General features: G+C 76.8%; 4 protein-coding genes. All 4 read left to right on the forward strand.

The annotated features are described in order from the left end of the window. Window positions 1–103: 103 nt before the first annotated feature. The 4 genes from ABZ497_RS21030 (at window position 104) to cobA (ending at window position 7,913) form a co-directional block, all read left to right on the forward strand. Window positions 104–787, forward strand: coding sequence for a GNAT family N-acetyltransferase (locus ABZ497_RS21030; protein ID WP_359807297.1), 684 nt, complete (start codon window positions 104–106; stop codon window positions 785–787). Between the two features lie 217 nt (window positions 788–1,004). Continuing rightward, window positions 1,005–2,270 carry a precorrin-6y C5,15-methyltransferase (decarboxylating) subunit CbiE gene (gene cbiE / locus ABZ497_RS21035; protein ID WP_359807300.1) on the forward strand — a complete coding sequence of 422 codons (1,266 nt, stop codon included), beginning with the start codon at window positions 1,005–1,007 and terminating at the stop codon, window positions 2,268–2,270. Between the two features lie 496 nt (window positions 2,271–2,766). Then, entirely contained in the window at window positions 2,767–6,528 is a 3,762-nt protein-coding gene (gene cobT, locus ABZ497_RS21040) for a nicotinate-nucleotide--dimethylbenzimidazole phosphoribosyltransferase (RefSeq protein WP_359807301.1), read from the forward strand. Between the two features lie 107 nt (window positions 6,529–6,635). Beyond that, window positions 6,636–7,913: a uroporphyrinogen-III C-methyltransferase gene (gene cobA, locus ABZ497_RS21045; protein WP_359807303.1), complete on the forward strand. Its 1,278-nt coding sequence runs from the start codon at window positions 6,636–6,638 to the stop codon at window positions 7,911–7,913. The last annotated feature ends 148 nt before the right edge of the window (window positions 7,914–8,061 follow it).

Consider the following 8,061-nt stretch of genomic DNA (forward strand, 5'->3'; position numbering starts at 1 on the left):
ACAGACCGCGTTCTGACGTACCGTCGTGCGGTCCGCGCACCGCGCGACATCCGGGGTACCGGTGAGGCGTACGGTGTGTCCACGACCGGCGAGGAGAGACGGCATGGCAGCGAGCTTCCCCGAGACCGCCATCAGCACCGAGCGGCTGCTGCTGCGCCCCCTTGCGGAGAACGACGCCCCCGGCCTCGCCGCGATGACGGCCGACGAACTCGTCCTCGCCTGGACCGACCTCCCGTACCCCTTCACCGAGGCCTACGCCGCCGAACTCGCCCGCACCCTCGCCCCCGCCCACCGGGCGGCCGGCCGCGGCATCGTCTTCGCCGTCACCGAACACCTCACCCAGCGCCTGGTCGGCCTGGTCGAGCTGCGCAACACCGACTGGCGGCTGCGCTCCACCGAGATCGCCTACGTCACCGCCCCCTGGGCGCGCGGCGAGGGCTACGCGCCCGAGGCCGTCCTCGGCACCGCCCAGTGGCTCTTCGAGGACCGCGGTTTCCTGCGCCTGGAGATGCGCACCGCCGCCGGCAACACCGCCGCCCAGCAGGTCGCCCAGAAGGTCGGCGCCATCAGCGAGGGCGTGCTGCGCAGCGCCTGGATAGTGCGCGGCGAACCGGCCGAGTCCGTCGGAGCCGGTACGCACACCGCGGAGGTGCCGTCCGGCCACCGGAGCGCGGCCGAGAGCCGCAGCGACGTCATCCTGTGGAGCCTGCTCCCCGAGGACATGGAGAACCCGGCGGAGCCGGAGAGCGCCTGGCACGACGACCACCGCTACGTCCTGCGCGACTGACCCGCCGCCGTCCGGGGCCGGGCGGGCCGCACGGTGACCAGCCGGCGCACGGGGACCGGTGGGCCGCACGGTGACCGGCGGGGGAGCGGCGGCCGACGAACGGCGGACATGTGTGCGAGAAGTCGGCGCCGAGGGGAACGCACCCGGTAGCCTCTCCCACGGCGCCGTAAGCGGGCGCGGCATGTCGGCGCACCGAGGCGAGGGAGAACGGCCGCAGATGGCTGACCGGATCACGGTCATCGGGTGGGACGGCACCCCGCTGACCGAGGCCGCCGGCGCGGCACTCGCCGCGGCCACCCTGGTGGCCGGCGCCCCCTACCAGCTCAACGCCCTCCCGGTGCCCCCGAGCGCGGAGCGGCTCGTGCTCGGCAACGTCGGGCTCGCGGCCCGCCGGATCGCCGAACACCGCGGCGCCGCCGTGGTGGTGGCCGAGGGCGACCCGGGCTTCTTCGGCGTCGTGCGCACCCTGCGCCGCCCCGAGTACGGCCTCGAACTCGAAGTCCTGCCCGCCGTCTCCTCGGTCGCCGTCGCCTTCGCCCGGGCCGGCATGCCCTGGGAGGACGCCCAGGTGGTCAGCGCCCACGGCGGACGGCTGCGCCGGGCCGCCAACATCTGCCGGGCCAACGCCAAGGTCGCCGTGCTCACCGCACCCGGCGCCGGACCGAGCGAACTCGCCCTGATGCTGCGCGGGGTGCACCGCACCTTCGTGGTCTGCGAGGCCCTCGGCACCCCCGAGGAGGACGTCACCGTCCTCACCTCCGACCGGGTCGCCGACCACATCTGGCGCGACCCCAACGTGGTGCTGGTCATCGGCGGCAACGGCGGCGGTCCGCAGGCGGGCGCGGTGGGCGAGGCGGCCGGCTGGCTGGCCGGCCGCCCGGTCGGCTACCCCGGCCCGGACCGCGGCTGGGCGCTCCCCGGCGACGCCTACACGGGCGCCGGGCGCGCGGAGGACGCGCCCGGCGCGCCGGAGGCGCTGCCAGCGCACGCGCGCGCCCTCGTACTGGCCCGTCTGGGTGTCCGTCCGGGGGACTTGGTCTGGTCGGTCGGCGCGGGCAGCGGCGCCCTCGCCGTGGAGGCCGCCCGGTTCGGCGCGGCCGTCGTCGCGGTCGAGGCCTCCCGCTCCGCCTGCGCCCGGCTGACGGTCAACGCCCGCCGCTTCGGCGTCGAGGTGGAGACCGTCCACGGCTCCGGCCCGGAGGTGCTCGGCGGCCTGCCGGAGCCCGACGCGGCCGTCGTCGAGGCCGGCGGCATCGCCGTGGTCCGCGCCGTCCTGGCCCGCCGGCCCGAGCGCTTCGCGGCGGTGGCCCGCACTCTCGCCGAGGCCGAGGAGATCCGCCGCGCCGTCACCGGGGCCGGCTACCGCGCCGACGGCGCGTTGCTCCAGTCCGCGCCGCTGCGCCCGGTCGGGACGGACGGCGGCCTGGGGCTCGCGGCGGGCGAGCCCGGCGTGCTCCTGCTCTGGGGTGAGCAGATCGTGTGAAGACCGGGTGCCGTCGCCCGGCCGCCCCGGTGGCGATTCCGAGGTCCGGCGGTGATCCAGGTCGCATCCGGACACCGATTCGAGAGGTGACGGCACCGGGCCGGTAGTGTGGCGTCCGGGACGGCTGCGGCGTCCGGGGGCCCGCCCGATCCGGTCGGTTTGTCGCCTTTTTGACGCGGTGCAACCCGGAACGGCTCGGAGTGTGGGCAATTCGACGGGCCGCGTGCCGGACCTGGAGAATGCCGTAGGGTCCGGTGCGGTCGTTGCCGGTTGCCCCGCCTTGTCGTTGTCTCAGATGGCGCGCCTCCCCACCCGGGTGGTGCGCGGGCCGGGGTGCCGCAGCGCGCCGGAAGGAATTCGGCCGCAGCGCCTCGGCGCGGCGGCCGCATGTGGTTGAGGGGCGGGTCCGGTTCCAGGGCCCGGCCCGTGCGGATGGGCGCTGCGGTCGGTGATCGCGTCGCCAAGGGCGCGGCAGCGGCCTGGAAGGAGCTTTGACATGACCGATGGCGGCCACGTTCCGAACGAGGGACTGCCGGAGCACCTGCTCGCCGGGCCCGACCCTCTCGGCGGCCCGGAGGGCGTCTCCACCGTCGCGCCGGGGCAGGGCGTCGCACCGGACGGCGGCCTGATCCCGAACCCGGCGGCGCCGGGGAACGGCCTGCCCGGAGCGGTGGGCCAGGGCATCGGCATGTTTCCCGCGCAGGGCCCCGGCGGTCAGCCGCAGCCGCTCGGCGTGCCCGGCTACGGCGTCCAGGCGCCCGGCGAGGGCTGGGGGGTCGACCAGGGCGCCCCGCGCCCCGCGTTCCACTTCCTGGACCAGCCGGACCAGCCGGACCCCCTCGACGACGAGGACGACGTCCTGCTGATGCCCGGTCCGCAGGGTTCCTGGGGCGAGCCGTTGGCGGCCGGTCCCGGTGAGCAGAGCGCCGAGCAGCAGGCCGCTCCCGGTACGCCGGTCGAGCCGTCCTGGCCGCCGCTGGAGCCGCCGGTCCTCGGCGCGGCCGACCCGGCCGCCCAGCAGGTTCAGCCGGTGCCGCTCCAGGCCGCGGTGCCGCAGCAGGTCCAGCCGCCGCTCCAGGCGCAGGGCCAGGACCAGCTGACGGCGGCTCAGCAGCCCCGCCGCCCGCTGCACGCCGGGCCCCCGATCCCGGACCCCTCGCTGATGACCGGCCAGGTCCCGGTGCGCTCGCTCGCCGACCGCGGCCCGTCGCAGGGCGGCACGCCCGCGCACGGCATCCCGGTCTTCGCCGGGCAGCCGGAGCCGCAGGCCACCGCGCCCGTGCACGCCCAGCCGGCGCAGCAGCCGGTGGCGCCGGTCCAGCCGCCGCAGGCCGTGCCGCCGGTCCAGGAGGCCCCGCAGGCCCCGCAGTACGCCGAACCGGCCGCGCAGCCGGTGGGCGCGGTGGAGGTGGCCGCTCCGGTCGCCGACGCCGGGCTGATCGCGGAGGCGCCCGTCGCGGCGCCGGCCGCCGACGCCGTCGTGGAGCCCGCGGCCGTCGTGGAGCAGGTGCCGGTGCCGGTCGCCGAGCAGACCGAAGCCCTGCCCGCCGAGGCCGTCGCCGCCGAGCCGGTCGCCGTCGAGCCCGCTGTCGCCGAGCCCGCTGCCGCCGAGCCCGCTGTCGCCGAGCCCGTGGCCGCCGAGCCCCTGGCCGTCGAGGCGCAGGCGGCCGCCGCCGCCCAGGCCGCGCCGCAGCAGCCGGCCGCCCAGGCCGGTCAGCCCCGCCGGATCTCCGCCTTCCTCGCCGCACCGACCCCGCACGGCCTCCCGCAGGTCGAGGGCACCGAGCCGGTCCAGGCCGTCGCGGAGGGCGAGGGCCGGCACGCCGTCCCCATAGCGGTCGCCGAGCAGGCCCAGGCGCCCGCCGCCGAGCCGGTGCCGGACACCGCCCCGGAGCAGCCCGTCGCCGAGCCGGTCGCCGTTGAGCAGCCCGCTGTCGAGCAGCCCGCAGCCGAGCCGGTGCCGGCCGCCCAGGAGCCGGACGCCGTCGAGCAGGCGCCGGTCGTCACCGACGGCCGGGCCCCCGCCGAGGGCGGGAGCCCGGCCGAGGCCGCCGCCGGGACGGGCGTCGAGGCCGCCGCCGAGACCGCCGTCGGCACCGGAGAGATGCCGTCCGGCCAGGCCGTCGCCGTCGCCGTCGCGGAGCCCGAGCAGCCGCAGGAGGCCCCGGCGGAGGCCGAGGCCGCCGCCCCGGCTCCGGGCCCGGAGGAGGTTGTCGCCGAGCCCACCGCCGTGGTGGAGCCGGTGGAGCCCGAAGCGGCTCCCGAGGCCGCGGCGGTCCCTGAGGCCCCAGAGGCCCCCGACGCCCCTGCGGAGCAGCCGGCCGCCGAGCCCGAGGCCGCCGGGGCCGACGCCGCCGCCCCCGACGCGGAGGCCGGAAGCGCCGAGGCCGCGGAGCCCGCCGAGGCGGCCGACCCCGCCGAAGCCGCCGACCCCGTCACCGCCGACCTCGTCACCGAGGAGCCCGTCGCCGAGGAGCCCGTGGAGGAGCCCGCCGAGCCGCGTGGCCCGGCCGCCCCCGGCTACGACGACGCTGGCCGCGAGGCCGTCCACCAGGTGATCCGCGAGCGCCGCGACATCCGCAACGGCTTCCGCCCGGACCAGATTCCGCACGAGGTGCTGATCCGCGTCCTGGAGGCCGCCCACACCGCGCCCAGCGTCGGCTACTCCCAGCCCTGGGACTTCGTCGTGATCCGCTCGGCCAAGACCCGTCGCAAGATGCACGAACTGGCCGAGCGCCAGCGCGAGGCCTACGCCGACTCGCTCCCCAAGGGCCGGGCCAAGCAGTTCAAGGAAATCAAGATCGAGGCGATCCTCGAAACGCCCGTCAACATCGTGGTCACCGCCGACCGCACCCGCGGCGGCCGCCACACCCTCGGCCGGCACACCCAGCCCCAGATGGCCCCCTACTCGGCCGCCCTGGCCGTGGAGAACCTCTGGCTGGCCGCCCGCGCCGAAGGCCTCGGCGTCGGCTGGGTGAGCTTCTTCGACGAGGAGGAGATGGTCCGCGAGCTCGGCCTGCCGGAGCACCTGGAGGTCGTCGCCTACCTCTGCGTCGGCTACGTCGACGCCTTCCCGGACGAGCCGGAGCTCCAGCAGCAGGGCTGGGCCAAGAAGCGCCCGCTCTCCTGGGTCGTCCACGAGGAGCAGTACGGCAACCGCGCGCTGCCCGGCGAGGAGCCGCACAGCCTGCTCTCCGAGACCCTGCGCGGCATCCGCCCGCTCGACGCCAAGGCCCTCGGCGAGGCCTGGGACCGCCAGAAGCGGATGACCAAGCCGGCCGGCTCGCTCGGCATGCTGGAGATCATCTCCGCGCAGCTGTCCGGGCTGTCCCGCAAGTGCCCGCCGCCGATCCCGGAGCCCGCCTGCGTGGCGATCTTCGCGGGCGACCACGGTGTCCACGCCCAGGGCGTCAGCCCCTGGCCGCAGGAGGTCACCGCCCAGATGGTCGGCAACTTCCTGGCCGGCGGCGCGGTGATCAACGCCTTCGCCAAGCAGATCGGCACCGAGGTCTGCGTGGTCGACGTCGGCGTCGCCGCCGAGCTCCCCGACGCCATCCAGCAGGGCCGGACCACCGGCCTGCTGCCGCGCAAGGTCAGGCCCGGCACCGGGGACATGACCCAGGGCCCGGCGATGACCCGGGACGAGGCCCTCAAGGCCGTCGAGATCGGCATCGAGACCGCCCGCGACCTCGTCGCCGCCGGCAACAAGGCCCTGGTCACCGGTGACATGGGCATCGCCAACACCACCGCCTCCGCCGCCCTGATCTCGGTCTTCACCGGGCTGGACCCGGCCGAGGTCACCGGCCGCGGCACCGGCATCGACGACGCGACGCACGCCCGCAAGGTCGAGGTCGTCCGCGCCGCGCTCGCCCTGCACCAGCCGGACCCGGCCGACCCGATCGGCGTCCTCGCCGCCGTCGGCGGTCTGGAGCACGCGGCCATCGCCGGCTTCCTGCTCGGCGCCGCCTCGCTGCGCACCCCGGTCATCCTGGACGGCGTCATCGCCGGCTCGGCCGCACTGGCCGCCAAGGCGATCGCGCCCGAGGTGCTCGCCGCCTGCATCGCCGGTCACCGCTCGGCGGAGCCCGGCCACCAGGCCGCGCTGGCCAAGCTCGGCCTGCGTCCGCTGATCGACCTCGACCTGCGGCTCGGCGAGGGCACCGGCGCCCTGCTGGCCCTGCCGCTGGTGCAGAGTGCGGCCCGGGCGATGCACGATGTAGCCACGTTCGACTCCGCCGGGGTCACCGAGAAGGCCTGACGACCGTCCGCACCGCTCCGTGAACCGGCCCGAGGGCGCGCCGGCGCGCGGAGCGGTGCCGCGCCGTACCCCCACCGCACCCTCACGTTGATTCAGGAGCCCTGCCCATGACCGCGCCCAACCCGCACCCCGGCACCGAGGGCCGGACCCCGTACCCGGTGGGCCTGCTGCTCGCCGGCCGCCGCGTCGTCGTGGTCGGCGGCGGCCACGTGGCCCAGCGCCGGCTCCCCGCGCTGATCGCCACCGGCGCGGACCTGCACCTGATATCGCCGACCACCACGCCCGCCGTCCAGGCGATGGCCGACGCCGGCGAGTTCACCTGGCACGAGCGCCGCTACCGGGACGGCGACCTGGCCGACAGCTGGTACGCGCTGGTCGCCACCGACGACGCGGCGGTCAACGCCGCGGTCAGCGCCGAGGCGGAGCGCGAGCGGGTGTTCTGCGCCCGCAGCGACGACGCGGCCGCCGCCACTGCCTGGACCCCGGCCAGCGGCCGCGACGCGGGTGCCACCGTCGCCGTCCTCACCGGCGACCCGAGGCACTCCGCCGCCCTGCGCGACGCCATCGTGGACGGCCTGCGGGACGGCTCGCTGGCCGCCCGCCAGTACCGCTCGCACGGGGTCGGGGGCGCCGCCGGGCGGCCGGGCACGGGGAGCGTCGCCCTGGTCGGCGGCGGTCCTGGTGACCCGGACCTGATCACCGTGCGCGGGCGCCGGCTGCTCGCCGACGCCGACGTGGTGGTCGCGGACCGGCTCGCCCCGCGCGAGCTGCTCGCCGAGCTGCCCGAGCACGTCGAGGTGATCGACGCGTCCAAGATCCCGTACGGCCGGTTCATGGCCCAGGAGGCGATCAACCGGACGCTCATCGAGCACGCCAAGGCCGGCAAGTTCGTCGTCCGGCTCAAGGGCGGCGACCCGTACGTGTTCGGGCGCGGCGGCGAGGAGCTGCTGGCCTGCGCGGAGGCCGGGCTGCCGGTCACCGTGGTGCCGGGCATCTCCAGCTCGATCAGCGTGCCGGCCTCGGCCGGCGTGCCGGTGACCCACCGCGGGATGACGCACGAGTTCACCGTGATCTCGGGGCACGTCGGCCCGGCCGACGAGCGCTCGCTGACCAACTGGGAGGCCGTCGCGCGGATGACCGGCACCCTGGTGCTGCTGATGGCCGTCGACAAGATCGGCGCGATCGCCGACAAGCTGATCGAGTGCGGCCGCCCGGCCGACACCCCGGTGGCGGTCGTCCAGGAGGGCACCACCTCGGCCCAGCGCCGGGTCGACGCCACCCTCGCCACGGTCGCGGCCACCGTCGAGGCGGAGCGGATCAAGCCCCCCGCCGTGATCGTCATCGGTGACGTGGTCAACGTCCTGGCCCCCGCCGTGCACGCCTGACCAACCCCGCACGCCTGACCAACCCGTGCGCGTCTGATCAACCCTGCGCGCTTGATCGACCGAGGAGTGGGAAGTCGGCCCGGCCGACTTCCCACTCCCCCCCCCCCCCCCCGCCCCCCCCCGGAAGCGCAGGGGCGGGGGGAGCCCG

The sequence above is a fragment of the Kitasatospora sp. NPDC005751 genome (assembly GCF_040630835.1).
Taxonomy (GTDB): domain Bacteria; phylum Actinomycetota; class Actinomycetes; order Streptomycetales; family Streptomycetaceae; genus Kitasatospora.